The sequence below is a fragment of the Anatilimnocola aggregata genome, assembly GCF_007747655.1.
Lineage (GTDB): Bacteria > Planctomycetota > Planctomycetia > Pirellulales > Pirellulaceae > Anatilimnocola > Anatilimnocola aggregata.
This window is the reverse complement of sequence record NZ_CP036274.1, coordinates 3,148,122-3,173,395: the sequence shown is the minus strand read 5'-3', so window position 1 is coordinate 3,173,395 and position 25,274 is coordinate 3,148,122. Positions and strand designations below refer to the sequence as shown.

General features: G+C 58.0%; 18 protein-coding genes. 13 read left to right on the top strand and 5 right to left on the bottom strand.

Going from position 1 to position 25,274, the window contains the following annotated elements; translation table 11 throughout:
* Positions 1-957: 957 nt before the first annotated feature.
* A complete protein-coding gene (locus tag ETAA8_RS12025) occupies positions 958-2,349 on the top strand; it encodes an SHD1 domain-containing protein (protein WP_145088254.1) in 1,392 nt (463 codons plus the stop codon).
* Positions 2,350-2,390: 41 nt separating this feature from the next.
* On the opposite strand, the gene ETAA8_RS12020 is transcribed toward ETAA8_RS12025, so the two are convergent.
* Both ETAA8_RS12020 and ETAA8_RS12015 read right to left on the bottom strand, forming a co-directional pair.
* Positions 2,391-5,369 (bottom strand): LamG-like jellyroll fold domain-containing protein, encoded by a 2,979-nt coding sequence (locus tag ETAA8_RS12020; RefSeq protein ID WP_145088253.1) that lies wholly within the window; start codon positions 5,367-5,369, stop codon positions 2,391-2,393.
* Between the two features lie 270 nt (positions 5,370-5,639).
* The gene (locus ETAA8_RS12015) at positions 5,640-7,076 is read right to left on the bottom strand and encodes a right-handed parallel beta-helix repeat-containing protein (RefSeq protein WP_145088252.1); all 1,437 of its coding nucleotides are present in this window, start codon (positions 7,074-7,076) and stop codon (positions 5,640-5,642) included.
* A 555-nt stretch (positions 7,077-7,631) separates the two neighbouring features.
* On the opposite strand from ETAA8_RS12015, the gene ETAA8_RS12010 reads away from it, so the two are divergent.
* The 5 genes from ETAA8_RS12010 to ETAA8_RS11990 all read left to right on the top strand — a co-directional run bounded on the left by ETAA8_RS12010 (position 7,632) and on the right by ETAA8_RS11990 (position 13,715).
* The gene (locus ETAA8_RS12010) at positions 7,632-9,056 is read left to right on the top strand and encodes an MFS transporter (RefSeq protein WP_145088251.1); all 1,425 of its coding nucleotides are present in this window, start codon (positions 7,632-7,634) and stop codon (positions 9,054-9,056) included.
* 116 nt (positions 9,057-9,172) lie between these two features.
* The gene (locus ETAA8_RS12005; protein WP_145088250.1) at positions 9,173-10,291 is read left to right on the top strand and encodes a mandelate racemase/muconate lactonizing enzyme family protein; all 1,119 of its coding nucleotides are present in this window, start codon (positions 9,173-9,175) and stop codon (positions 10,289-10,291) included.
* A 115-nt stretch (positions 10,292-10,406) separates the two neighbouring features.
* Complete coding sequence (gene thpR / locus ETAA8_RS12000; protein ID WP_145088249.1) at positions 10,407-10,985, top strand: RNA 2',3'-cyclic phosphodiesterase; 579 nt, start codon at positions 10,407-10,409, stop codon at positions 10,983-10,985.
* 72 nt (positions 10,986-11,057) lie between these two features.
* Complete coding sequence (gene lepB, locus ETAA8_RS11995; RefSeq protein ID WP_145088248.1) at positions 11,058-12,458, top strand: signal peptidase I; 1,401 nt, start codon at positions 11,058-11,060, stop codon at positions 12,456-12,458.
* Between the two features lie 129 nt (positions 12,459-12,587).
* Complete coding sequence (locus tag ETAA8_RS11990; RefSeq protein WP_145088247.1) at positions 12,588-13,715, top strand: redoxin domain-containing protein; 1,128 nt, start codon at positions 12,588-12,590, stop codon at positions 13,713-13,715.
* 124 nt (positions 13,716-13,839) lie between these two features.
* On the opposite strand, the gene ETAA8_RS11985 is transcribed toward ETAA8_RS11990, so the two are convergent.
* The 3 genes from ETAA8_RS11985 to ETAA8_RS11975 form a co-directional block, all read right to left on the bottom strand.
* Positions 13,840-14,193, bottom strand: coding sequence for a transposase (locus ETAA8_RS11985; RefSeq protein ID WP_145088246.1), 354 nt, complete (start codon positions 14,191-14,193; stop codon positions 13,840-13,842).
* Between the two features lie 275 nt (positions 14,194-14,468).
* Positions 14,469-15,416 carry an SMP-30/gluconolactonase/LRE family protein gene (locus ETAA8_RS11980; protein ID WP_145088245.1) on the bottom strand — a complete coding sequence of 316 codons (948 nt, stop codon included), beginning with the start codon at positions 15,414-15,416 and terminating at the stop codon, positions 14,469-14,471.
* An 83-nt stretch (positions 15,417-15,499) separates the two neighbouring features.
* On the bottom strand, positions 15,500-16,888 hold the full coding sequence (locus ETAA8_RS11975; protein ID WP_145088244.1) for a sialate O-acetylesterase: 1,389 nt from the start codon (positions 16,886-16,888) through the stop codon (positions 15,500-15,502).
* Positions 16,889-17,008: 120 nt separating this feature from the next.
* Between ETAA8_RS11975 and ETAA8_RS11970 the strand changes: the two genes are divergently transcribed.
* From ETAA8_RS11970 to ETAA8_RS11940, 7 genes are all read left to right on the top strand, one after another.
* Positions 17,009-17,593: a Maf family protein gene (locus tag ETAA8_RS11970; RefSeq protein WP_145088243.1), complete on the top strand. Its 585-nt coding sequence runs from the start codon at positions 17,009-17,011 to the stop codon at positions 17,591-17,593.
* Between the two features lie 215 nt (positions 17,594-17,808).
* The gene (locus tag ETAA8_RS11965; protein WP_145088242.1) at positions 17,809-18,474 is read left to right on the top strand and encodes a TetR/AcrR family transcriptional regulator; all 666 of its coding nucleotides are present in this window, start codon (positions 17,809-17,811) and stop codon (positions 18,472-18,474) included.
* Positions 18,471-19,616 carry an ABC transporter permease gene (locus ETAA8_RS11960; RefSeq protein ID WP_145088241.1) on the top strand — a complete coding sequence of 382 codons (1,146 nt, stop codon included), beginning with the start codon at positions 18,471-18,473 and terminating at the stop codon, positions 19,614-19,616. Before ETAA8_RS11965 ends, ETAA8_RS11960 begins: the two co-directional genes overlap by 4 nt.
* A gap of 19 nt (positions 19,617-19,635) precedes the next feature.
* Positions 19,636-20,385 carry an ABC transporter ATP-binding protein gene (locus ETAA8_RS11955; RefSeq protein ID WP_145088240.1) on the top strand — a complete coding sequence of 250 codons (750 nt, stop codon included), beginning with the start codon at positions 19,636-19,638 and terminating at the stop codon, positions 20,383-20,385.
* Positions 20,386-20,398: 13 nt separating this feature from the next.
* Complete coding sequence (locus tag ETAA8_RS11950) at positions 20,399-21,484, top strand: HlyD family secretion protein (RefSeq protein ID WP_145088239.1); 1,086 nt, start codon at positions 20,399-20,401, stop codon at positions 21,482-21,484.
* 72 nt (positions 21,485-21,556) lie between these two features.
* A complete protein-coding gene (locus ETAA8_RS11945; RefSeq protein WP_145088238.1) occupies positions 21,557-22,516 on the top strand; it encodes a diacylglycerol/lipid kinase family protein in 960 nt (319 codons plus the stop codon).
* Between the two features lie 25 nt (positions 22,517-22,541).
* A complete protein-coding gene (locus ETAA8_RS11940) occupies positions 22,542-25,235 on the top strand; it encodes a cation-translocating P-type ATPase (protein ID WP_145088237.1) in 2,694 nt (897 codons plus the stop codon).
* The last annotated feature ends 39 nt before the right edge of the window (positions 25,236-25,274 follow it).

The window sequence follows — 25,274 nt, the reverse complement described above, 5'->3', positions numbered from 1 at the left end:
ACAATCCGATCCCCGGAACACCCCGGCTGGCACATCAAGGGCAGCGAGAACGCTGTTAAAGCGTCGCACGGTTGGCCAAAGCGCAGCAGCTTAGCCCAACGCAGACCGGATTTCAAACCTACAACCCGCATTCTTGGCAAAAAAGTCATAGAAGTAACTTTGCGCCCCTCTTGCCCAGACAGGCAGTCACAACGTGACGGCCACACCCGGTTTTGAACCGCCAAGTCGCTTCCCGAAAACAGCTCGCTGACCACACGCCCACTTCGCTGCCGGCAACTCAAGTCCCCTACGCATCTGCATCGAGTTCAGTTCGCCATTGCCCCCCAGGTTCCGCAGTCGCTACGATCCACGCCAAAAAATTTCCGTTAACTGCAAATTTCCAAGCACATGACCAATATATCGCAATCATTTATTGCGCAAGTAGTTAACAAAAAAACCCTTCGACCTAAGTCCTTACAGGCATCAGGAAACTTCCAAAATCGATTTCCGTAATTCGTGCGCGCTTTTGCGACCCTCCACCTACCACTCTTGGGCTCGGTGCCAACCACCACCGGGCGCATCAAGGGATCAACGCGATCCATTACCAGGAACGATTCACTGACAACATCACCCCCACAACGCCTCGTCACAAATTGCCATTTTTTCCTTAACTACTACCGACTTGATGAAACTCGTCGTGAGAACATTGGAGCAACGGCAACGGACAAGTCTGGTCACATCCCAAATATGAATATCTGGCGAGTGAGGCCCACAACCATTGGCTTGAACCATCAAGAAATCCTGATTTCAATGATCTTGTTTCACGTTCTCCATTCCGTTATCTCGACAGGTAAGTATGATGATAAACGAGAGCGATATTTCGCCGGCAAGAGCCCTTCCGCACACTTTTTCCGGCCGGCACACGAAGTGCATTCCTAAAGCGAATCGAGCTCATCACGTCGGTACGGAGAGCGGGCCATGTGGATTTCGTTTCGTTGCTATCAGCCTCAGCAGGCATTCTTCTTTTCGCTGGCCTGTTTGCTGGCAGTAGCGACCGGTGCCCATGCCGACGAAACAATTCCCGCTGCCCAGCCAACGACTCGCGACGCAAGTCCCGATCACCAAGTGGTGCTCCGCATTTCTGGTGCAATGCTCAACGGCATGCTCGATAACAAGGAAATCGACCGCCCCATCGACATCCGCGAAGACATCTTGGGAACTGCCATCCAAGGTAAAGGAAGAGTTGTCGGTCACACTCACGTCAATCTGGTCGAGAGTGGCGACGCGGCGAAGTTTGTCATTCACTTTCACGGCGAAGTTCATTCCCGCACCACCGGCTATCATGGCCCGGCCATCATTTACAGCCGGGCAGTTACCAAGTTCTCGGCGTCCAAACTGGTCGTTTTCAAACCAGGCGAAGGGTTTGTAGGCCAGCCGACTAAGGTGAAGGCTACGACGGCTTCCACCCTGGAAGGAATCGCCTCGACTCGCAGCGGTTGGCTTGGCCGTATCGTCCGTCGACGGGCCGCTCAACGAGAGGCTGAACTACGTCCGCAAGTTACCGAGATCGCTCGCCGCCGTGCCGAACAACGAATCGCTCTGGGCTTTGAAAAGACCAGCGAGGTTCGCCTGGCAAAGCTCAACAAAAATTTAGACAATCGTTCGCTGGCGATGGTCGGTCTGCGAACCGATTCGCAAGGCGAAGCAAACTTCACTTGCTGCACCACTCCGCGCCATCTCCACATTGCCACCAAGAACTGCGCTGGTGCTGCAACGATCGAATTGCCAGATCATCACATCGTCGAAAACGTCACTTGCCCGATTGAACTCTGGGTTCACGATTCGCTCGTGGGTGAGCGACTATCAGCCGGCATCGACATGCTGACCACGCACTTAGGCTCTAGCGATCTCGTCACTACTATCGCGGCCGCGGCGGAAGTGTTGCGTGGCAATTCGCACCCCATGCACGAACACTCCACCGACTCAACCAGCCCGCTCCGCGTGCAAAAGGCCGGCAAGTGGCGCGTCGTCCAAGTCGCCATGCCAGCCGCCGAAGTGACTAGCGTGGTCAAGGCAATGCAAACCCAGCCCACGAAGACTGCCAAGCCCGTCTTAGCTACCGTGGCGGAAAAAGCGGCCCAAATCGTCGCCCAGCAACGCGACAAAGTGGAAACTTCGACGGCCACACCGCCAGCTCCCCAGCCCCGCACTTGGACCAGCGGCAAATACACTGCTGACGCCGAGTTCGTCGCACTCGAAGCCGGCATCGTCCGCCTTCGTCGCCCGAGTGGCGTAAACACCACCATCCCCCTCGCCAAACTCTCGCCCAACGACCAGCAGTGGATCACCAGTCGACTGGCGCAGCAATAAATTAAATCCGCGGGTGGATGAGCGCAGATGTTCTGTGACCGCTACTTTAAGCTAATCTCGATCCAACCAGCGGTCTTGTTGGGCAAGATCCAGTAGCCTCTTCCTTCGCCACCGTGTCGCTCTTCGTCTTTGATGCCGTCAGTAACCATCGCCGGCTGGTGCTGAGTCAAACTGGTGCCGTACTTTCCACTGGCAGTAACCGGCTTACCCCGCAGTACATTCTCGCTATTCACCAGCAATTCAACCTCTGCGAGGCCGCCGCTATGCTCTTGCCAACGCGTGATTTCCACGCGAATGGTGTCGAACGGCTTCGTCCCCAACTGCAATTGCTTGGAAACGTTGATCTCAGGGTTCCACTCCAGCGGCACTCCCCGGGCCTGATCCACGATCTTCCCGTCCTTCAATAAGAGCACGTTGAACTCGAGCGTTCCTCGATCACGGAAGCGGAAACCATGCGTGTTATAAATCACCAGCACTGGGCCTTTGGCCACTGCCTGTGATGTGCCGGGAGTCGCAGACGAGACATCGGCCACCGCGGCCAAGTCTGCCAGCCATTTCTCCACTTTCACTTTCTCAAGTCCAGTAAGGGATGGCAGCGCTTCGCGGTAGCGAGCTTTCGCCCGAACTTGCGCAGCAGACGTCAAATCCTTATCAGTCCCCTTCGCGCCCTCGACCCATTTGAGCCAGGCATTTGCAGCAGCCACTTTGTCGGCGGGAGTTCCCTGGTCCGCGGCCAGATCGAGCTTGGCCGCCTCAGCCAACTCGGGCAGATCGCCAGCAATCAGGTGAGTTCGTCCCGCAGCGAAATCGTGCAGCAGAAAACAGAGAAACTTGCCGATGACCAGGTTCGCCGCAGCATCGCTGGGCGAGCTTTTGAGCGTTTCTTGCGCAGCTTCAAAGATCGTAACTTGCTGCCTTAAGCGAACCACTTCGGTTCGCCGCTGAGCAACGGCTTTGCGCGCGTCGGCATCCTTCAACTTAGTCGAAACCCGTACTGCGAGTAGCGACAATTGCTCGGTAAGCGAAAACTGACGAGCCTGTGTGGCAGCGTCCATCGCTGCCAGCGTGACGTTTACCAACTGTTCGCGGGCCTCGGGTGACAGATTGGCGTCGGCTAGCGCGGTGAGTGTGGTCGTGCGAATCTCGCGGGCCGGATCCATGAAGCGTTGTTCCATCTGCGCGACTGCTGCCAAAGCCAGTTGGACATCCCCGGCACCAATCAGCAATTTGCGGGCGTTGTCGAGCAGCACGTACTCAGCAGCTAAGTCATCCTTGGTCTCGCTCGCCAGCTTGAGCATGTCCTGGGCGACTTTGACCTTCAATTCGGGCTTGGTCGCCTGTTTGGCCGCCGCTCCAAAAACATCAAAAACAGCAACTCGGGCCTTCATAAGCAATGCTTCGTCTGGAACAGCAAGAAGTTGCGTCGGTTCGATCGCGGGCTGCGGGCCAAATGCAGGACTCTCACCGAATGGCGTTGGATTGCTGGGTGAATTCGGCGTAGTTGCGACGACCGCCTCACCGGTTGGCAATGGCAAACCCAGCAAGGCCACCGCAGTCGAGTAGTCCGGTTTACCCGGTTCCCACTCCCCCAGCTTGATTGAGCCATCGTGCCCCTGCCCCGAAAGGTCGGTCATGACGCCGGGTTGCGGATTTGCCATATCGAGGACCAAAAGTGTGTCCGCATCCTTCGTGAACTTTGTTGGCGGTGCAAAGTCGCTCACGTAGCGGGCCACCGACGAGATGCGAATCCCGCCCAGAACTCCGCTAAAGAGCGGTGAGTGGTCGGGATGCGAGCCAAAGTAGAGCGGCACATTGTGAACTGGCATCTCCCCCTTCTTAAATTCCCCGTCGGCCTCGTCCACCTTACGGCCGTTGACAAAGGCATACAGCCGCTTGTCGTCGTGCGAGATTGCCAGATGAAACCACTCGCTACCAGTCGGAGGGGGCATCAGGCAGGTGACTGGGGGGAGGCCAATTAAGTTCCAGCGGTAGCCAATCATCGGCCCAGTTGGAGGAACCTTCAGCAAGTTCAGATGGTTGCGATTCCCAAACAGAAAACCTGTCGACCCTGCATCGAATTTCACCGCCAATTCATAGGTGAATGGCTGGCGAAAATCCACAAGAGCTTGCGTATTCTGCAGATCGATGCGCGCGCGTTTGGGAAGTCGCATGACGAACTGCTCGGGTGGGGCTGAGGCGGGAATGACATTCGCCGGAACTGCCGGAGGAGGATTGTTCGCTGTTATGGCCGGAGAAGTGCTGGCAGGAGAACCGACTGGCGAGTTAGATTTCACCGCCGGATTTGTAGCGTCAGGCTGAGGAACCTTGGGCGTTGGAACAACGGGAGGAGTCGGTAACTTTTGAATGGGTGACTGACTCGACTGCTGAATGGCGGGCGGAGTGGGAGCCGCCTCGGCGCTGGCCGGTCGAGTAGCAACTTCTGGCGGCTGGTTGAGATTCAGCGCGACGATCGTCAGCGCAACGAGAAACACGGCGGCGATGGCAGCAGCGCTGAGAATGAGCTTGGCCAGGCCACTCTTGGCAGCGGGACTGTTGTGACGAAAACTGGGGGCGAGTTGAATGGGCGCTGGCGCTAGGTTCGGCAGCGGTTGTGGCATAACCGGAATCGGTTGTGGCGATAACGGAACTGAAGCCGCGACTGGAAGTACATTCGGCTTCGCCACAGGCAGAGGTTTCGCGACTTGCAGTGTGGGCTTGGCGACGGTTTGTTCTTTTGCCTTTTGCTCTTCCCGCAGTTTGCGATCGTAAGCGGCCTTCTTTTCGGGCGTTAGCAGGCAGGTGCTCGCGCTCGAGATCTCGTTCAACAATCGCTGCGAATGGGTGGCATGCTTGCCGGTCTGCAAAGTGCGAAGGTGCGCCATCTGGCGATCTGCAGCATGCGAGATCACATCTAGATTCGACTCAAGCTTTTTCAATCCAAGCAGTCGGTAGTAATCCGCAGGCTGATCCTCCGGCGGAATTCCTAGCCAGGTGTAATAGGGATCGAATTGTTCGGCCATCCGCTGAGCCTCAGGTCGCAAACAATGAAAATCCAAAGAATTGGGTAGGCAAGAATTCGCCCCAAGCAGGATGTTGCCAATCCTAGCCCGTCTCCAGAAGGTGGTCAAACAACAGCGCGCAGCGGAATGACACCGTTAGTAGTTACGCTCGAACTGGCAGCAACACGTACCTGCGCGATGAATCAAGAAGCGAAGCCGGGCAGAGAAAATTCTTTCCCCGCCCGGTGTGTTGCCGACTAAGGACATTCGCCCAAAAGTCGAGCGAAGATCCTAGTAACGGAACCGAATCAGCCCTGCAGGCGAACCATTTCGGCCGCGATTGTTGGTATAGGTGTTGGCTGTGCCAGCGGTTCCCGCGCCGATCGAATCATCGTGAAAGTCGTGTTCGCCATTGAATAGGCCGGTGTTGTTGCGAATGATGTTCCCGCTGGAGAGCAAATCGGCATAGAAACCGTCCGTGTCGTTGTAATACGAAACGTTCAGTTCCACGATATTATCGATTGCATCTTCCAAGCTAATGCCTGAACCGAAGCCATCGTTCGCGTCTGCCTCGGAGGCACCAAAGCCATTCTTCTGCACGACATTCGCCTTGACGACGTTGTTGTTCGCCCCTTCTCGCAAACGAATTCCGCCGTCACCGAAGTTCGTTATGACATTGCCTTGAATCAGATTGTTTGAGTTCGGCGCTGCAACTGCGTAATCACCCGGGCGGAAAATGACGTTGATGCCAGTGAACGCGCCATTGGCCAGGTTGTTACTCAACACCTTCACGTTGCTGACACCACCCACCAGCGCGATACCGGTGCCGTTGTTGTAGATGTTGCGCATTACATTACCAACCACAGTCGAGTTCGTCAGATTCGCCAGGATGATGGCCGAATCAGCTTCACCGGTGACTTGATTGCCAATCAAGTTGGAGGCAATGGTCACGCTCGTGTTGAAGTCCGTATCGACGGTGGTAATGGCCAGAATCGATGCATTTTCGTGCCCGGTGATCCGATTGGCCGTGATGCTGACGTTGCGCAGGCCAGCGTCAGAATAGATACCATTGCCTGCCGCAGCACCAAGCGTGTTATTATCGCGCAGTACGTTGCCGGTGACGTAGGTCGTTCGGGCTGCACCCACGTTGGATGTGGCAGTATCGGTGGCTAGCGAGATGCCAATCGTGTTATCGACGATCACATTCCTGAGAATTTTATTGGCTGTGCCACCGGTCACAACGATGCCCTGCGTATCCTCGCTTTCGTCGAAGTTTGCGACCGTAAAGCCCTGCAGAATCACATTGCTGGCGGTGATGGTGAACCCAGCGCCTGTGGCCGGATCGACAATCGAAGCCCGCGCCGGGTTGAGCGAAGGATCGTTCGCATAGGGTCTGTTACCAATGAAGGGAATAGCCGGTGCCACGGCCCCCGTAATGGTGATGCGCTTATCGATCGAGACCGATTCGTTATACAAGCCGGGGCGGACCACAATCGAATCGCCCGCGCGATTGCCAACCGGAGTGATTGCAGCGTCGACCGCCCCCTGAATGGTGGTGTATTGGCGGCGCGCGGGATTATCGGCCGCAAAGTCGTCATCGACAATGAAGACCGCCATCAACCGGCGATCTTCCAAAGCGTCGATTGCAGGGCGAAAGAATTTCGAGCGAGCTTGTTTTGCTGGCGTGGATCGAGCAAACAGTTTCTTCAAAGTGGCGAGAGCGGTCATCGATCGTTTCCAAAGGCGGAGTAAGGGAAAGAACAAAACGCAACAGTTGCTCAAGACATTCAATACTTGTTCTGAGCAGTTTTGATGTAACGCCAAAGAAATGCGCCAAAGAGTTTGTGGCGCAGAGCAGAGGTTTTTTAGTCGAGGTGGCGGGCTGTGGCGGCAAGTGGAAGATGTGCGGGTTGCAACAAGTGTGCCGGATTGTCAGCGCAGCGAATCTGCGCGCTCCAGGGTTGCTGGAGATTCTGCAGCGCATAAGGCACTCTTCACCTGCATCTCATTTTTTTGCGGTGCCAAGATTTGTTCCGGTGCCCCCGGATGCAACGTGCGCTTCGCTGCGCGCGATGATGCGGTCTCGGTCAGCGTGACTTGGGTTCGTCCACACTCGTTGCCGTCGGCTGTCCAGTCGATCGCCAACAAAGAAGTGGGAACTTGTCCCGCTCGCACTTGGTGGCTGCCCTGTTGCTGCCATTGCCTCGGTACCGGATAACCAAGCAAAGAAAACAGCCGCTTTGTGGTCAGTAACTACCTACGATTCGCCGTTTGGAAACGAAAATGCCCGCCCAAGTTGCTTCGCCCCTCGCGGGCGAACGCTCTAATTCACCCGATACGAATGCCAGCAAAGGTTCGTTGCTGGTCGTTTTTCTCACCGTCTTCATCGACCTGCTCGGCTTTGGCATGGTGCTGCCGCTGCTGCCGCTCTATGCGGAGAAGTTCGGCATCGCCGAGCATGGTTGGGAGCTCGGGCTGCTGATGGCCATTTTCTCGATGATGCAATTCATTTTCTCGCCCCTTTGGGGGCGCGTCTCCGATCGCATCGGCCGGCGGCCAGTCATTATCATCGGGCTCATCGGCTCCGTCGTTTGTTACACGCTGTTCGGCATCGCCGCCATCCAGCAAAGCCTGCTGCTGCTGTTCATCAGCCGCACGGGGGCGGGAATTGCCGGCGCGACCATCTCCACCGCCGCTGCATATATCGCCGACGTAACAACGAAAGAAAAACGAGCCAAAGGGATGGCGCTGATCGGCGTCTCGTTTGGTCTCGGTTTCACCTTCGGCCCCTTGCTCGCCTGGGCGGCACTCTTATCGGCGAGAGTAGAGCCCACCAGCGAAGGACCGGTGATTGCAGCGAGCGCCACCGACAACCTCGATGTGCAACTCGATCCTGCTAAGTCGAGCGCCGAGATTGCCAAGGCCGACAAGCGGCAATACGACGAAGTGGCTCGCAGTCCCCTGCCCGGCTTCGTCGCCGCGGGTCTCTCACTCGTGGCCCTGTTGCTGGCCGTCTTCTTGTTGCCCGAAAGTTTGCGCCCCGGAGTCTCGCACACGCACATGGGGCTGTTCGATCTTCGCGCCCTGCGAGATTCCGTCTCGACGCCAACCATCGCTGCCCTGCTCTTCACTTCGTTCCTCAGCGTGACCGCCTTCGGCGGTTTTGAAACGACGGCTGCACTCTTGCTGAAGGACGAAAACCAAGGCTTTGGAATGAAGTTCGGGCAAATCCCGCTGTTCTTTGCTTACATCGGTATCATGCTCAGCCTGGTGCAAGGTGGCGTCGTGCGCCGACTTTCAACGCGATTGAGTGAAGTAACGATGGCGGAAATCGGCTTCGTACTGACGACCATCGGCTTCGTGCTGCTCACCCTCGCCACGCTCTGGCACAGTTGGCCGCTCCTCTTCATTGCGACTGCGGTTTCCGTCGGCGGCTTCGCCTTTACAACTCCTTCACTCAGCGCGCTGATCAGTCGCCGCAGCGATCCAGATCGTCAGGGTGGCATCATGGGTGTGAGTCAAGGCGTGAGCGCTCTGGCGCGTATCGCTGGGCCGCTGTTCGCCATTCCGCTCTTTAAGAGCGTCTCGGCAGTCGCGCCGTACTACGCCGCCATCGGGCTGATGATTATCGCACTCCTCTCGCTGATTCGGTTTGCCCGCCACGGCCGGGACTTTGGTTCCACCACAACCACGAGCGCGGACCATTAAAGAATGAGCCGGAAGCGTTAGCGCCCGGAGCTTATCGCAGGTTGTTTCGGCATACCCTCCGGGCGCTGACGCTTCCGGCTCACTGATAGGACTCAAATCGCACGGAGAATGGCTATATGAAAATCGCCGCAGTCAAAACCATTCCGCTCGGCGGAGCCACGCACGATCACGGCTGGCCGGGCGGTACCGACCCCAACGTGCAGTACAACACGTTGATTGAAGTCATCAGCGACGAAGGCATCACCGGTCTGGGCAGTTGCTACACCACGCGGGCTCTCGTCGAAGGCGCGCTGCAATTGCTCTCGCCCCATTTGATTGGCGAAGCGGCCGACGAGCCCGATCGCGTCAGCGAGAAGCTGCGGCAAAGTATGTTCTGGCTCGGGCGCGGCGGCAGCGTCGAACACGCCATCAGCGGCATCGATATCGCCCTGTGGGATCTGTGGGGGCAAGCCCTCGGTCAACCTGTGTCGAAGCTGCTGGGGGGCAATTACCGAGACCGAATCAAGCCTTATGCGTCGATCCTGTTCGATCAACCCGAGCAGCTGCGCGATGCGCTCCTTGTGCAAAAAGAGCGTGGCTTCCGCGCCATCAAGATGGGTTGGCGACCCTTCGGTCGCGTCAGCAGGCAGCTTGATGAATTGCTGATTCGAACCGCCCGCGAAACCGTCGGCGAAGAAGTGGAATTAATGGTCGATGCCGGCGGCAGCGAGCAGTTCTGGCCGCATAGCGTGAGTTGGGCCCGTGAAACGGCCAAGATGCTTGGCGATTACGGCATCACCTGGTTTGAAGAAGCTCTCAAGCCCGACGATGTCGAAGGGTTCGCGCAGTTGCAGGCTACGTCGCCGGTCCTGATCGCGACCGGCGAAGTCCTTTCCCGCCGGCAAGCCTTTCAACCGTTTTTGCTCAAGCGGGCTGTCGACATCATTCAGCCTGACTTGACCAAGTGCGGCGGCCTGAGCGAAGGTCGCAAGCTCGCATGGCTGGCCTACGATCAGGGCGTGCTGCTGGTGCCCCATGGCTGGAACACGGCCATCGGTGTCGCTGCCGACCTGGCGCTCTCCGCGGCGATGCCGGTTGCGCGTTGGGTCGAATATCAAACGGGTGTCCCTTACATCGAAGACATTCTCGAAACACCCTTTAAGCTCGACGCCGATGGCATGCTCCCCGTCCCCACCGGCCCTGGCCTCGGCATCAAGTTGAATCGCGACGCCGTGGCGAGGATGGGGCGAGCGTGAGGGATGAAGCGACAAAGGGATAAAGTGATGAAGAGCAAAGACGGAGAGAGTTTTTGGTAGAATCAACCATCTCTTTCCTCTCTTCGACCCTTTATCCCTTCCACCCTGCTCCCCCATGCAACGCATCCGTTCCTTCATCGCCGTCGAACTCGCCAGCAGCGTGACCAAACGCGCGAAGCAGCTGATTGAAAAACTCAAGACGGAGGGCGTCGACGTGAACTGGGTGCAGCCGACGCAAATGCACCTCACCCTCAAGTTTTTGGGGAACGTGGCAGATAGCGAAATTCCCGACATCTGCAAAGTGGTTGCTCAAGCGACTGCTGAGGTCGAGCCGTTCGAAATCATCTGCCGTGGACTGGGTGGCTTTCCCAGTTCTGCCGAGGCCCGCACGCTGTGGATTGGCCTTGAGCAAGGAAATGACGAGTTGCGCGAACTGCAAGCGGCCATCGATACCGCGCTCAGCAACCAATTGGGCTTTGCCAAAGAACAGCGGGGCTTCACACCTCACTTGACGATTGGCCGTGTGAAAGGTGGCACGCCGGAAGGGATGGCGGCAATTGCGACCAAGCTCGGCGAACTCGCGCAGTTCGACGCCGATCTGTCCGTCGTCGAAGAGGCGATCATTTTCGCCAGCTTTCTCGGCCGCAGTGGTCCCACCTACGAAGCGCTGGCCCACTGCCCGCTAGCAGACTAAGTGGGATAGGCCTCCGGCCTGTCATCTTTGGCCCCGCCCCTCGCAATCTCGCGGGCCGGCTATAATTGACGCATGGCCACGTCCGCTCAAATCGGCAACAGCATTGTCTCGCAAGCTTCCGCGCTCAGCTTGACCGGCGAGCGCGTCGATTTCGAAGAGCAGCGATTGCGCCGCACTCGGCAGGCGATTGCTGCCATCGTCGTCGTGCTCGTGGCCTTCGTCGCGGCCCGCATTTGGTGTCTCGAAGGATTGCTGTTTCCCGTCCACATTTCCGGCGCGTCGATGGGCGAAACGCTGAGCGGCATTCACTACCGCGTGAAGTGCGAGGACTGCGGCGTCATCTTTCGCTGCGACGCGCTCGACGTGCCGCAATCGAACGAAGCGATTTGCCCCCACTGTGGCTACGCCGCGAACCAGCTCAAAGAGCGCGACCTGCATGCTGGCGACCAGGTGCTGATCGATCACTGGGTCTATCTGCTCGGGCGACCGCGGCGGGGTGAGCTCGTGGCGTTCACGCATCCCGATGACGATTCGCAGCGGGTCGTGAAGCGGATCGTCGGTCTTCCCGGCGAGCAGATTGCCATTCGCCGCGGCGATATCTACGTCAACGGTCAGCCGTGGCAGAAGAGCCTCAACGAATTACGCGGGCAGGCGATTTTGGTAAGTGACGAGCGGCATCCCACCACCAAGTCGCGCGGTCTTCCCGCGCATTGGCAGCCCGCCTCGAAGAAGAGTCACTGGCTCGAGCGCGAGCAGGCCTTTATCTATAGCGGGAAGCGGCCCCCCGATGGCAAGAACTTCGATTGGCTGTCGTTCCGCAACTGGCAACTCGGCTATACGCCCGAAACTCGCACGCTCCCTTCGACGGTGCTCGATCACGACAGTTACAACCAGGACCTTGAGCGCGGCGCGCCGCTCAACGACGTCTCCGATTTGCTCCTCACTTGCCGCGCGAGCGTGGCCAAGTATGGCTGCCTCGTCTTTGCTGCCACCGATGGAGCCGACCGTTTTGAAGTGCACATGTGCCACGACGAGCAGAAGCTCAAGCTGTTTCAAAACGGCACGCAGACGAACGTGACGCTGCTCCCCCATCGCCGCAACGATGAGCCCATCGATATTCAATTCGCACTTTGCGATCAGCGCGTGCTGTTCGGCATGGATGGCCGCGAAGTCCTCCGCCAGCCCTACACGCGGACCGACAAAAACGCCAAGCAGACCGAGCCGCAGCTGGAGATTGGCGGCGCAGGAGCCCGCATTCGCATCAGCAAGGTAAAAGTCTGGCGAGACATCTATTATCTCGAACCGCTGAATACCGCGCGCGCGTGGCATGCCGAAGAAGTGGTACCGCCCCATCATTACCTGGTGCTCGGCGATAATCCGACCGTCTCTATCGATAGTCGGCAATGGCCCCATGCCGAAGTGCCGCTCGCGAACATCCTTGGCCGCGTCGTCCGCCCTTTCTGGATTCGCTAGCCACGTGGGATAGGCTTCCAGCCTGTCGTCACTCTCCTGCCCACTTCGCAGGCTGCAAGCCTATCCCACGGAGTTCCCCGCTCTTACAATCCCTCTCGTCTTCACCTCAGCAACGGGAGGTTCTCTCACATGCGTGCGATGTTTTTGTTGGGTGCTTTTCTCGCTTCTTTTCTCGCGATTTACTCGTCCGCAATTGCTGAGGAAGTAACCACGCTCGAGATTGGTGCTGCTGCGCCCAATTTCAAATTACCCGGCGTCGACGATCAGGAATATACGCTCAAAAGCTTTGCTGACGCCAAACTCCTGCTGGTTGTCTTCACTTGCAATCACTGCCCGACTGCTCAGGCTTATGAAGATCGAATCATCAAATTGCATGCCGACTATGAAGGTCGCGGCGTCAAGTTGATTGCCATTTCGCCCAACGACGACCTGGCGGTGCGACTCGATGAACTCGGTTACTCCGATGTCGGCGATTCACTGGCCGACATGAAGGTGCGGGCGAAAGAGCGGGACTTCAAATTTCCTTATCTGTACGACGGCGAGACTCAGGCTGCGTCGCGGGCTTTCGGAGTCGTTGCCACGCCGCAGGTCTTTCTCTTCGATGCTGAGCGCAAACTCCGTTACGTTGGCCGCATCGACAATTCCGATGTAAAGGAAGTCACCAGTCACGATTGCCGCAACGCCCTCGAGGCCCTGCTCGCCGGCAAGCCGGTCCCCGTCGAAAAAACTCGCACCTTCGGCTGCTCGACCAAGTGGGCCGAGAAACGAGTCGAGGCGCAGGCCTCAATCGACAAGTGGAATCAGGAACCCGTCACCCTGAAGAATCTTGACGAAGCCACCCTGGCCAAGCTGGTGAAGAACGAAGCCAACGAGTACCTCCTCATTAACGTTTGGGCCAGTTGGTGCGGCCCGTGTGTGAAAGAGCTGCCCGAATTCGTGACGATCAACCGCATGTATCGCCACCGCAAACTGAAGCTCATCACCATCACACTCGATGGCGAGGAACAAAGGGCCGATGCCCTCAAGCTGCTGCAAGAAAAACATGTTGCCGCCGAAAACTACTTCTCGCTCATCAACGAGAAAGACCGCCTGGCCGACCTGGTCGACGCCAAGTGGCAAGGCCCCCTGCCCCACACCATCCTCATCGGCCCCGGCGGCAAGCTCCTCTATCGCAAGAACGGCCCCATCGATCCCCTCGCCGTCCGCCGCGCTATCGTCGACCAACTCGGCCGCACATATGCGTCGCGAGGGAAATAGTCGAGCAGAATTAGCTCCGAAGAAGCGGCCCTATGTCAGCCCAGGCTGCAAGCCTGGGAATGCTCGTTGTTGCTCGAATAAGCCCCAACGGGGCGGCCCTAATCGGGCAGCTTGAACTACGGAACTACTCCCAGACATAGCGCTCATCGATCTCAATCTTGTGACGCTGGCAGAGCTCCCGATACTCATCTTGAAAGGTCATCTTGCGATGATGCGATTCTTGATTCTGAATGTAGTTCGTCACTTTCGGAATATTTGATTCGCTGACAGAGAACGCATCATAGCCAGCTTGCCAGGCAAAATTTCGCACGCAGGCGGGCTGCTTCTTCAGCCACTTCGATGTTTCGGTCTTCACATCCTGAATGACCTTCATCACTGCGAATTTGCGGCTGAGCAAAACAAGTCCGTGAATATGATCTTCGACTCCGTTGATGATTAGCGCGGGAGAATCAACAACGTCGCGGAAGATCGTCGCCATGTAGGAGTAGAGTTATGCGCGGAGATCAGGGTCGCGGAGCCACGGTTTACGATGTTTCGTGCTGAACACAATGTGAACAATGATCATGGCCTGCGATTGCGGCATTGGCGATCTCCAATAGGGCCGCCCCTCCGGGGCTTTCGTGCTGGTGGTATTGCACAACCCAGGCTTGCAGCCTGGGCTGACATAGGGACGTCCCTACGGGACTAAAAATGGCTCAACTAGGTTTTTAACTGGTTAGCAGGGCCAATTCATCGTGTGCAACAAGTACTCTCCTACTTCTTCGCCGGCAGGATCACGAGGCCTTTCATGCCGAGGTCGATGCGAAAGAGGCCACCTTCGCCCGCTTCGGGGCCGATGCCGCCGGTGATAAAGAGTTGGTCCATCTTGGGGCCGCCGAAGGCGACGTTGCTGGTGGTGACGTTGCCACCGTCGTAACGGCGAATGACTTCCCCCTTGGGATTGAGCACCTGCACTTGCTTCATTCCGTAGTGGGCGACGTACAGGTTGCCGGCCGCATCGAGACACATGCCGTCGGGCTGGTTGTCGATCTGCGGCGTCTTCTCTTTCTTGCGCGGCAGGTCGGCGAACTTCTCGCGTTTGCCGAGTTTGCCGGGGCCTTTCACGTCGTAGACATGCACCATGTTTTTCTGGCTCTCGGCAAGGTACAGCTTTTTGCCATCGGGCGTCAGGACGATGCCGTTGGGAAAAGCCAGGCCAGAATCAACCAGCGTAGTAACTCCCTTGCTGTCAACATAATGAACCGTGCCAATCGGCTTCTCGGCGCTGCTGCCGCCTGGATCGCTGAAATAAAAGCCGCCATGCTTCACGTCGAGCGTCAGGTCGTTCGGCCCGCGAAGGGCTTTCCCTTCGCACTCTTTGCTGGCCGGATCTAACAGTTTGCCATCGGCAGCCAGATGCAGCACCGCATGCTGGCTGGCGTCACACACCAGGTGCGTGCCATCGGCAAGGACTTTGTGCCCGTTGGGCGCGCCGGTCTTAGCCCACGGCTGATTCTTTCCGTCCAGCGTGAACTGCGTGATCGTATCGCCCCAGCTGATGTAGCCCTTGCCGTCGTGATCGAAGACGACTCCTTCGCAATACTTCAGCACGCGGAACATTTCGTGCGTCTTCGTTTTTGCCGCGTCGGGCAGTTCCTGGGCGACCGCAAACGAAGTGAAGCAAGCCAGTGCGACGAACAGGTGGAGACGAGCGGCAAACATGAACAGAGGCTCCTGACGAAAATGAACTGAAGAAAAGAACCAGGGCGAGGCCCCTGACGAGCCTCGCCCCAGCGATGAATTCACTATTTGCCGGTGGGATCGGTGCGGAACGGCGAAGCGGGCATGCCAGACGCGCTGAACAAGTTGCACGCCGGGTTGCTGGCCCAGCCATAACGAACGGCAACTGGCTTGGGGACATCGGGGCTGGAGACGACGACCTTGTCTCCCTCCACCTTGGCATCGGCCCACACGAACTTGCCGTCGTCGCCGGCGATGGCAAAGCCCGTCAGCTTTTCGCCGCGTGTCTCGAGTCCTTTGTCGACATGCTTGAACGAGACAATGGCCTTGCCTGCTTCGAACTTCACCGAATCATACAGCGGGCCCGAAGGAGTGACCTTTTCGCCATAAGCAATCGCACGAGCCGCTTGTGCAAGACGAGCCCCAGGAATCTCTTTCTTCTTGGGATGCAAGTCAACGTCGCTATCGACAATCACCGCGACGGCAGTGTTCGGCAATGCAAGCGCTGCGTTTTGGGCTTCACGAATCGGTCCCCAACCACCTTCGGCCGGTTGCTTCTGAGCTCCGCCGATCGGGGCAAGTTGCACGAAGAGGAAGGGAAAATCCCCTTGATTGAAGTCCTTGCGCCACGACTTAATCATGGTCGGAAAGAGCTGGGCATATTCGGCCGGACGACCAGCATCCGATTCACCCTGATACCAGATAGCACCGCGGATGCCGTAGGGAACAACAGGACGGATGTGCCCTTCGTACAACACACCCAAGTTCAGCGGCTTCTCTTTACCTTGCTTATCGACATCGGGCTTCAAAAGCGATGCTAGAAACGGCTTCAACTCATCGGCCGATTCAATCACAGCACGGCTGGTCCAGAGCCGAGCGCTGGTGCCACCCACCGAACGATTGATGAGTCCGACCGGAACACCCAGCGCCTTACGCAGCTCTTTGCCAAAGTAATAGCCAACGCCGGAAAAATTGCCGGCCGTTTGCGGCGTGGTCTTTTGCCAGTTCGAGCCGCCACCGTTGTGCCGCAGTTGATCGTCATTCGCGGCGGAAATCTCAGCATCGGCATTGCATTGGGCCAGCCGCCACGCCATGTTCGATTGCCCCGAGCAGAGCCACACTTCGCCGACGAGCACATCGGTGAACTTGAGCATGTTCTTGCCCGCGACGGTCAACTCGTGCGGACCACCGGCAGTCAGTTTGTTCAGCTCGACTTGCCATTTACCCATTTCGTCGGCCTTGGCAGTTTGCTTCTGCTCGCCAAGCGTGACGGTAACCTCTTCGCCGGGAGAAGCCGTGCCCCAGACAGGGACCGCAATCTCGCGCTGCAGGACCATGCCGTTACCAAAGATCGGCGCAACTTTGACCTGGGCACTAGCGGGCGACCAGAGGCCACTCGCGAGCGCGGTGATTAATGTCAGAATGGCAATCGGAAACTTACGACGGTGGGACATGGGCTGGGCCTGTGTGAGGTGGGAGTGAAGATTTGACGACGAAAGTGTAACTCCCGCAGCGGGGGCATTTCGAGTCTTTTCCAAACGGTTGCTAACAGATTTTTGCCGAATGAGTTGCCAATGACCGAATTGATTCTGGCCAGCACGTCGCGTTATCGGCAGGAATTGCTCACCCGCCTGCGCGTTCCTTTTCGCTGCATCGCACCCCAAGTCGACGAAGCAGTCGTGCAAGCCCGCTACGCCGCCCACCGGGCCGAACAACTGGCCGAACATCTCGCGGAGGCCAAAGCGCGGAGCGTGGCGGCGCTTGAACCTGATGCAATCGTGCTGGGTAGCGACCAGGTCTGCGTGTGCGCTGGCCAAGTCCTCAACAAACCTGGTACCGTCGAGCGGGCTTGCGAGGAGTTGGCGTTCTTGGCTGGCAAGCAGCACGCTCTCATCACGGCGGTTTGCTTAATCCACGCTGGTCGCACACTGGCCTTCAAAGACGTGACCACGCTCCAAATGCGGCCGTTATCTGCGGGCGAGATTGCCCGTTATGTGGCTGCCGACGAACCTCTCGACTGCGCCGGCAGCTACAAGCTCGAAAGCCTGGGAATCAGTCTGTTTGAGTCGATCCAGTCGGAAGATCACACGGCAATCACCGGGCTCCCGCTCATGCTGCTGGCTCGACAATTACGTCAACTTGGCCTGAACGTGCCCTAGCTAGCAACCACTGCAACCAAATTTATTGCCTCGCAAGCCTATAATAAATAACGACTTGCGTCGCCCTGCGAATTTTTCTTCCTTGCCGACTTAACGCCGTTAGGTAATATAACACTGTTAAGCCCGTAGCCGAGTCACTCCGTGACTCGCTTACCTCAGCCATGAAATGGCTCACCCACGCGGGCTACGCAAAATAAGCCGCAAGCATAAGAACCATGTCGATCGTCGAACGCCGTCAACGACAGAAGCTGGAAACGCGCGAGCGAATGCTCGATGCGTGCCGCGAACTGTTGCTGACGGAAGGTTTCCACGGTCTGAGCATGCGGAAGTTGGCCGCCAAGATCGGCTACTCGCCGACGGCCATCTATTTTCACTTCCCCGATAAAGAAGCCCTGCTCGGCGAACTTGTCGAACGGGAGTTCATGAAGTTCCGCCGCAGCTTCGATCAAGCTGGTCAGCCCGGACTCGATCCCATCGAACGGCTGCGCCGGATGGGAATGATTTACGTCGACTTTGGGCTGGAGCAGACGTCTGCCTATAAGTTCCTCTTCATGAACACGCAGATCGAGCAGTTCCCTAAGATCGGGCTGATCGAGCACGGCAATCCCGCGCAGGACTGTTATGCCTATCTGCGGGCGACGGTAGCAGAAGGACTGGCCGCCGGGCGCTTTCGTTCCGAACTGACGAGCGCCGATCAAATCGCTCAGTTGTTTTTCTCCGGCACACATGGGGTGGTCTCGCTGCACCTCGCGCGCGGCAAAGACCCCTGGGTTGCCTGGTGCCCCGTTCACGAAACAGCCCGCTTGATGATCGACGCCATCATTCGCGGGCTCACTCAAGATGCTCCCCAGAGTGCCCCGCCAGAGGAGTCACTGCCATGACTTGGATCGCGCTCCGCATGTTGATGGGTGACCGGGCCAAGTACTTTGGCCTGATCTTCGGCGTAGCCTTCGCCACATTGCTCATGTCTCAGCAGGTGAGCATTTTCATGGGCATCATTCGCCGCACAGCGAGTCAGATTCTCGATGTTCGCGATTGCAGCATTTGGGTCATGGACGAAAAGAGTCGTTACATCGACGAGGTCCCTGCCCTGCCCGATACCGATTTGTTCCGCGTGCGCGGTGTGGAAGGTGTAGCGTGGGCAGTACGATTGTATTACGGCCAGAATCGCGCACGACTGGAAGATGGCAACCTTCGCAACTTGCTGTTGTATGGTGTCGACGACGAAACGATGGTCGCCGCGCCGCAAACGTTGCTCGCCGGCAGCCTCGACGATCTTCGCCAGCCCGATGCAGTGATTGTCGATAAGGCGGGCTACGAATACATGTGGCCCGAAGATCACGGCAAATACCAAATCGGCCGCACTTTTGAACTGAACGATCGCCGCGCAGTCCTGGTCGGTGTTTGCAAAGCCTCGCCGCCGTTCGTCACGCTTCCGGTGCTTTACACGCGCTATAGCCAGGCCGTCGAGTTCGTTCCGCATCGCCGCAACTTGATGAGCTTCGTCATGGTGCAGCACGAACCCAATCGAAACCCTGAAGAAGTTTGCCGACGGATTAACGAACAAACGGGGCTGATGGCCCTCACGCAGAATCAATTCTTCTGGAAGACGGTCTACTACTTCCTCGGCTCGACGGGCATTCCCGTGAACTTCGGCATCACCATCACGCTCGGGTTCATCGTCGGCGCCGCAATCACGGGGCAGACGTTTTATCTATTCACCATCGAGAACCTGAAACAGTTCGGCGCGCTCAAGGCGATGGGCGTAAGTAACCTGCGACTGATCGGCATGATTCTGCTGCAGGCTGTGGTCGTTGGCGTGTTGGGCTATGGCATCGGCATTGGGCTGACGGCTGCGTTTTTTGAATCGACCAGTGGCATTACGCACCTGGCCGGTCTGAGCTTAACGCCACTCGCAGCGGGCGGCTGCGGCGTGGCGGTGTTGTGCATCATTATCCTCACCAGCCTCGTGGCGATTGCCAAGGTGCTGGTGCTCGAACCTGCCGTCGTCTTCCGTGGATAAGAATGTTTCGAGACCAACGATGACCGCCCCTGCTATCACCACCGCTGTTGCCGTCGATTGCCGGCGCGTAACAAAAGAGTTCGGTTCCGGCGATACCCGCGTGCTGGCGCTGCGCGGCGTCGATCTGCAAGTAAACTACGGCGAGATGACGCTCCTCGTCGGCCCCTCGGGCTGTGGCAAGACCACCCTCATCTCGATCATTGCCGGCTTGCTCAATCCCACTGCGGGCGAAGTGAAGTTGCTCGGCCAAGATTTGAAGCAACTACGTGGCGGTCGCCTGGTGAACTTTCGCGCGCAGAACATCGGCTTCGTTTTTCAGCAGTACAACTTGCTCCCGGCGCTCACCGCTGCCGAGAACGCTTGCGTGCCGCTGGTCATCAAAGGCGAGTATCGCCATGCCGCTGTGAAGCGCGCGAAAGAAGTGCTCGAAGAAGTGGGACTCGGCAGCCGCGCGAATGCCTTTCCTTCGCAACTTTCTGGCGGTCAGCAACAGCGGGTGGCGATCGCGCGAGCCCTCATTCACCAACCGCGACTGCTGGTGTGCGACGAACCGACCGCGGCTCTCGATGCCCAGTCGGGGCAAACCGTCATGCAACTTATCACGCGCGTCGCTGTGCAGCACGATCGCGCGGTGGTGGTAGTGACGCACGACAATCGCGTTTTCAACTATGGCGATCGCATTGTGCACATGGTCGATGGTCGCGTGGAAAAAATCGAACAAGGCAAACAGCCCGAAGGTCGGCTCGAGACAGCCGGCGTGAGTGGATAGGAGGATTCAAACGATGTTCCGCAAGTTGATTCTGTATGTCGTGCCCCTCGGGGCATTGTCGATGCTCGTGTTCGGCGTGTTCCATATTCTCTCGGCCGAGCAAGAATTGCCGAAGTTACAGCCGCCGACATTGCCGGCCCGCAATCCATATCTCAAGTCGATTGCCGCCGCTGGCATCGTCGAACCGCGCAGCGAAAACATCGCCATCGGTTCGCCGTTGTCGGGTGTCGTGCTCGAAGTCTTTGTGCCATCCGATAAAGTGGGGCAGGAAGTCACGGCCGGCACTCCCCTGTTCCGCGTCGACGATCGTCATCTCAAGTCGCAACTCGCCTGGCAAACCGCCAGTTTAAGAGCAGCCGAAGCGCAACTTGCCAAGCTCGACATGATGCCGCGGCCGGAAGAATTGCCCCCAGCCGAAGCCCGCGTGGCAGCGGCCGAAGCCAAAGTCAGGTTGTGGCTCGATCAATACAATCGTTCGGCCAAGCTGCTGGGTTCCGGCGCGATCGGTGCCGAAGAGAACAACACCAAGCGCATGACTTATGAAGAATCGCTGGCCCAACAGGCGCAAGCGACGGCGGAATTGAATGAACTGAAAGCCGGTGCCTGGAAGCCGGACAAGTTGATCGCGCAAGCGGCCATTGAACAGGCCAAGGCCCAAATGGAAATGACCAAGACCGATATCGAGCGCTGCCTCGTTCGCGCCCCGACCAGCGGGCAGATTCTGCAAGTCAGCGTGCGGCCCGGCGAGTTTGTCTCGGCGCCGCCCAATAAAGAATTGATCGTCCTGGGCGATCTCGCCCGCCTGCGCGTGCGGGTCGATATCGACGAGCAGGATATCGCGCGATTCTCGAAAGGAATGCCCGCCAAAGCTTATGCTCGCGGCAATAACATCCGGCCGATCAAGTTAAACTTTGTCCGCGTGGAACCCTACGTGGTTCCCAAGCGGTCACTTACCGGTGACAACACCGAGCGGGTCGACACGCGTGTGTTGCAGGTCATTTATGAAGTGGATGACACGGCCGAAGCCCTCTACGTGGGCCAACAGATGGACGTGTTTCTCGATTCGGGCGAACCCGCAGTATTGACAACTGCCATGTGAACGGCACGTCAATTGCATCGGCTGGGCGCGGCGTCGACTGCTCATCCCGCTAGCCCTGCCGAACTGAATCCCATGAATCAAAGTTCCTCTCGGAAAATCCCCATCCTTTGGAACCCCAATGCGGGACCGCAGGAGCGAAACGCTGCTTCGCTGGAGCAGATCAAAACCGAACTGGGCAGCCATGTCGAAGTGCATGTGACCAAGTCGGAACAGCACTCGGCAGAACTAACTCGCCAACTCATTGACCAAGGTGCCACCTGCATCGCCGCGGCCGGTGGCGATGGCGTGATTAACGTCGTCTCCGATGCCATCCTGCAAACTGGCAAGCCCAACATCGCGCTCGCGGTGCTCCCCTCGGGCACGGGCAACGACTATGCCCGTTCGCTCGGCCTGCCCCTCTCGGCCGTCGAAGCAGCCCCTTTGATTCTCACCGAAAACCCCCGACGACTCGATGTGTTTCAACTGCACGGCAAGTCCAGCGCCGGCGACTTTCAGCGGTATGGGGCGAACATGTTGGCCGGGGGCAACACCGGGCAATACACCCAGCAACTGACGGACGAGATGAAGCAGCAATGGGGCGCGTTCTGCTTTTTGCGCGGCGCGATCGAAGTGCTGAACAATCTGGAAGTTTATCCGGTCGAAGTGCAATTCGACGATGAGCCGCCGCAGCAGTTGAACGTGCTCAATTTGTTTGTGGCCAATGGTCGCTGTGCCGGCGCAGGCCTGCCGGTGGCACCGAATGCCCTGCTCGACGATGGACTGCTCGATGCGGTCATCGTGCTCGATGGGACGGGCGTACAACTCGCGCAACTGGCGCTGACGTATGTGGTCGGCGATCCCCACGAACACGATCTGATCCTCGCGCGGAAAGCAAAGAAAGTCACCTTCCGCTCGCAGCAGCCGTTTGCCTGGGCTGTCGATGGCCAGGAGTTCACTGCCTCGGAACTGACCATTACCGTTCATCCCTCGCGACTGCCAGTCATCCTCGGCCCGCAGACTCCTGCAGTACAATCAGCAGTGCCCACGGCTTGACCAACCTGCTCTCAAGATTGAATCCATGCCTGCCACCCACTCTCAGTCGCCTCAGCAAGTCGCAGAGCTTTTTCGCGTCGACCCCGCGCGCGGACTGAGTGAAGCAGATGTCGAACAGCGACGCGCCGAACATGGTTGGAACGAACTAGCCGAGAAACCTCCGCGACCGGTGTGGATCCGTTTTCTGCTCCACTTCACCGACTTGATGGTGCTGTTACTCATCGGAGCGGCCATCCTGTCGATCGTCTTGCAGGAATGGACCGACGCGATTGCGATCATCGCGATTATCATCCTCAATGGCGTCATCGGCTTTGTGCAGGAAGAGCGCGCAGGGCAGGCGCTGGCAGCCCTGCGTCAACTATCGCAGCCCCAGGCCAAGGTGCTGCGCGACGGCAAACTGCGCGCACTTCCCGCCCGCGATCTGGTGCCGGGCGATTGCTTGGAGCTCGAAGCGGGAGATCAAATCCCGGCCGATGTCCGTTTGAATCACGCCAGCAGCTTGCAGGTGAACGAGTCGCCACTCACCGGCGAATCGGTTCCCGTCGACAAAGAGTCGACTCAGGAACTGGCCGAAGATACGCCGCTCGCAGATCGCGTAAACCATGCTTACTTGGGCACGGTGGTGACGGCTGGCAAGGCCACGGCCATCGTTGTCGCCACGGGCATGCATACCGAGCTCGGCAAAATCGCCGGACTGCTCGACAAACATCAAGAAGAAGCGACGCCCCTGCAAAAGCGACTCGGCACGCTCACGAAGACTCTCGTCGTCTTTTGCCTTGGCGCCATCGCCCTCATCTTTGCGCTGCAATTGTGGCGCAAACCCGACGACTGGACCGAAACGCTTCTCCTCGCCGTGAGCCTCGGTGTCGCTGCAGTTCCCGAAGGACTGCCAGCTGTGGTAACCATTGCCCTGGCGCTCGGCTTGCAGCGAATGGTCAAGCGGAACGCCATCGTGCGCAAACTGGCGAGCGTCGAAACGCTCGGCAGTGTAACGATTGTCTGCTCCGACAAAACCGGCACGCTTACCCGCAACGAAATGACGGTGCGCGAAATCGTGCTGCACGAAATGCAGTTGAAAGTCACCGGTGGCGGCTACAAGCCCGAGGGGGATTTTCTCGTCGCGAAGAATGAAGAGCAGATCAATCCCCAGCAACTGCCCCTGTTGATTCAGGCGATGCAGATTGCCGCCTGGTGCAACTCGGCACAATTGCAGGAGAAGGACGGAACCTGGACGGTCATTGGCGATCCGACGGAAGGTGCTTTGCTCGTGGCTGCGAGCAAGGCGGGCGTCGAGATCGGCCGCAATCAGCAGCGCATTCTTCACGAGGCCCCTTTCGATTCGCAGCGCAAGCGGATGTCGGTCGTGGCCACCATCGACGATCGCCACGTCGTCCTGGCGAAAGGTGCTCCCGAGTCGATCTTGCCCCTCTGCAAACAAATGCAGCGGGGAGACGAGGTCATGGAACTCGGCGAAAGTCAGCAAACAGAAATATTGGCTCAATGCAATCAAATGGCCGAGCGCGCCCTGCGCGTACTGGCTCTGGCGCATCGCCCGGCTAGTGAGAGGGATTTCAAAGCAACTGCAGAAGGATTGGAAAGAGATCTCGTGCTCGTGGCCCTGGTCGGCATGATCGACCCACCGCGCGACGAGGCCAAGGCAGCCGTCCGAACGGGACGCACTGCCGGCATCCGTCCGCTGATGATTACCGGCGATCATCCAGCTACTGCCCTGGCGATTGCTCGCGAATTGGCCGTCGCCGACGACAAGTCGATCGCCGTCACCGGCCAAGAGCTCGACAAAATGGAGGATGAGGAACTGCGCGAGAAGTTGCCGCAGATCGCCGTATTCGCTCGTGTCTCGGCCGAGCATAAGCAGCGAATCGTGAAGGCCCTGAAGAAGAACGGCGAAGTGGTCGCGATGACCGGCGATGGCGTGAACGATGCCCCGGCTATTCAGGCTGCGGATATCGGCATTGCGATGGGCATTACGGGTACCGATGTCACCAAGGGTGCATCAGACATGGTACTCGCCGACGACAATTTCGCCACGATCATTGCCGCCGTCGAAGAAGGGCGTTCGATCTACGACAACATCGAGAAAGTGCTCGCCTATCTGCTGTCGTGCAATTTTGGTGAGTTGGCGCTGATGTTCATTGCCATTTTGTTTGGCTTTCCCGCTCCGCTCATTGCCATCCATTTGCTCTGGATTAATCTCGTCACCGATGGCTTGCCTGCGCTCGCGCTAACACTCGAACCACCCGAGCCGGGCATCATGAAACGGCATCCCCGCGGGCTCAAAGAGCCGGTTCTATCGGCGACACGAGTCTTCACCATTGTCTCGCAAGGCCTGCTCGAAGCGGCCGTCACGCTCGGTGCGTTCCTGTGGGTATTGAACTCGGACGGCAGCAACTTGCACCAGGCACAAGCGACAGCCTTCTGCGTGCTGGTGTTCTCCGAGATCCTGCGTAGTCTTTCGGCCCGCAGTCTGACCTATAACTTCTGGCGGCTGGGCCCCTTTAGCAACCGCTACTTGCTGATCGCTGCCGCCGCTTCTGCCACATTGCAATTGGTGGTAGTGTTGACGCCTGGCGTGCGCGACGTCTTCCGTGCTGGAGACTTAACGCTGGAAAACTGGCTGCTGATCGTTGGCCTGGCCTTTGTGCCGGTCTCCGTCATCGAGCTGTTGTTCAAACAAGCACCTTGGCTGAAGGCTGAGTGACTTTCTTCCTCAGTCCCTCTGCTAGTTCAAATCGCTAAA

Bases quoted from the DNA above. Each gene is read 5' to 3' on its own strand.
- ETAA8_RS12025 (WP_145088254.1), top strand. From the start codon at position 958: ATGTGGATTTCGTTTCGTTGCTATCAGCCTCAGCAGGCATTCTTCTTT.
- ETAA8_RS12020 (WP_145088253.1), bottom strand. From the start codon at position 5,369: ATGGCCGAACAATTCGATCCCTATTACACCTGGCTAGGAATTCCGCCG.
- ETAA8_RS12015 (WP_145088252.1), bottom strand. From the start codon at position 7,076: ATGACCGCTCTCGCCACTTTGAAGAAACTGTTTGCTCGATCCACGCCA.
- ETAA8_RS12010 (WP_145088251.1), top strand. From the start codon at position 7,632: ATGCCCGCCCAAGTTGCTTCGCCCCTCGCGGGCGAACGCTCTAATTCA.
- ETAA8_RS12005 (WP_145088250.1), top strand. From the start codon at position 9,173: ATGAAAATCGCCGCAGTCAAAACCATTCCGCTCGGCGGAGCCACGCAC.
- thpR (WP_145088249.1), top strand. From the start codon at position 10,407: ATGCAACGCATCCGTTCCTTCATCGCCGTCGAACTCGCCAGCAGCGTG.
- lepB (WP_145088248.1), top strand. From the start codon at position 11,058: ATGGCCACGTCCGCTCAAATCGGCAACAGCATTGTCTCGCAAGCTTCC.
- ETAA8_RS11990 (WP_145088247.1), top strand. From the start codon at position 12,588: ATGCGTGCGATGTTTTTGTTGGGTGCTTTTCTCGCTTCTTTTCTCGCG.
- ETAA8_RS11985 (WP_145088246.1), bottom strand. From the start codon at position 14,193: ATGGCGACGATCTTCCGCGACGTTGTTGATTCTCCCGCGCTAATCATC.
- ETAA8_RS11980 (WP_145088245.1), bottom strand. From the start codon at position 15,416: ATGTTTGCCGCTCGTCTCCACCTGTTCGTCGCACTGGCTTGCTTCACT.
- ETAA8_RS11975 (WP_145088244.1), bottom strand. From the start codon at position 16,888: ATGTCCCACCGTCGTAAGTTTCCGATTGCCATTCTGACATTAATCACC.
- ETAA8_RS11970 (WP_145088243.1), top strand. From the start codon at position 17,009: ATGACCGAATTGATTCTGGCCAGCACGTCGCGTTATCGGCAGGAATTG.
- ETAA8_RS11965 (WP_145088242.1), top strand. From the start codon at position 17,809: ATGTCGATCGTCGAACGCCGTCAACGACAGAAGCTGGAAACGCGCGAG.
- ETAA8_RS11960 (WP_145088241.1), top strand. From the start codon at position 18,471: ATGACTTGGATCGCGCTCCGCATGTTGATGGGTGACCGGGCCAAGTAC.
- ETAA8_RS11955 (WP_145088240.1), top strand. From the start codon at position 19,636: ATGACCGCCCCTGCTATCACCACCGCTGTTGCCGTCGATTGCCGGCGC.
- ETAA8_RS11950 (WP_145088239.1), top strand. From the start codon at position 20,399: ATGTTCCGCAAGTTGATTCTGTATGTCGTGCCCCTCGGGGCATTGTCG.
- ETAA8_RS11945 (WP_145088238.1), top strand. From the start codon at position 21,557: ATGAATCAAAGTTCCTCTCGGAAAATCCCCATCCTTTGGAACCCCAAT.
- ETAA8_RS11940 (WP_145088237.1), top strand. From the start codon at position 22,542: ATGCCTGCCACCCACTCTCAGTCGCCTCAGCAAGTCGCAGAGCTTTTT.